The organism is Escherichia sp. KCJ4928, assembly GCF_004352695.1.
Taxonomy (GTDB): Bacteria; Pseudomonadota; Gammaproteobacteria; order Enterobacterales; family Enterobacteriaceae; genus ECMA0423.
On the sequence record NZ_SJWV01000579.1, the window covers coordinates 1 to 515 of the forward strand.

Here is a 515-nt window from a genome sequence, read left to right on the forward strand (position 1 = left end):
ATAAACAACTGATAATAGTATAATATAAAGAATCAGACCAAATCTGTTTTTCTGCGCTCCGGTTAATACTTCTGATTTATCTCGCATAAAATATCCTGTCTGTAATCTGTCCCGGTAAACAATGGTAAATTTCAGAATCAGTGCGAATACGGTAACAAAGATTCCTCCTGTGCTTTAAAGTGTGTAGGCAGAAACCAGTCTGGTGGTTCCGGTCAGGGAGTCTGATACCTCAACTTCCCGGGTGACTATCACCATACCTGACTGACGCAGTCTCTGCACATCAGCGGCAATTCGCTGAGTTCCCAGCCAGAACAGGCCATCCAGTGCCGTTACCAGCAACCCGCTTTCCAGCGCCAGTTTCAGCCGTGCCGTCGGGACTTTAACCTGCCCGGCGATATCAGTAAAACAACGCGTCGTCATGCCATAGCAGTCCATCCGCCGTATTCGCGTCGCAAGACTGTAGCTGAAACAATCCGGCACGCCGGATAAGTCATTCTGCAGACTGTATACACATC

At 48.0% G+C, this 515-nt stretch carries 1 pseudogene; it reads right to left on the reverse strand.

Annotation, left to right across the window (positions count from 1 at the left end):
• Nucleotides 1–174 precede the first annotated feature (174 nt).
• Nucleotides 175–515, reverse strand: a pseudogene (locus E0D98_RS25685) (DNA-binding protein); the annotation flags it as partial.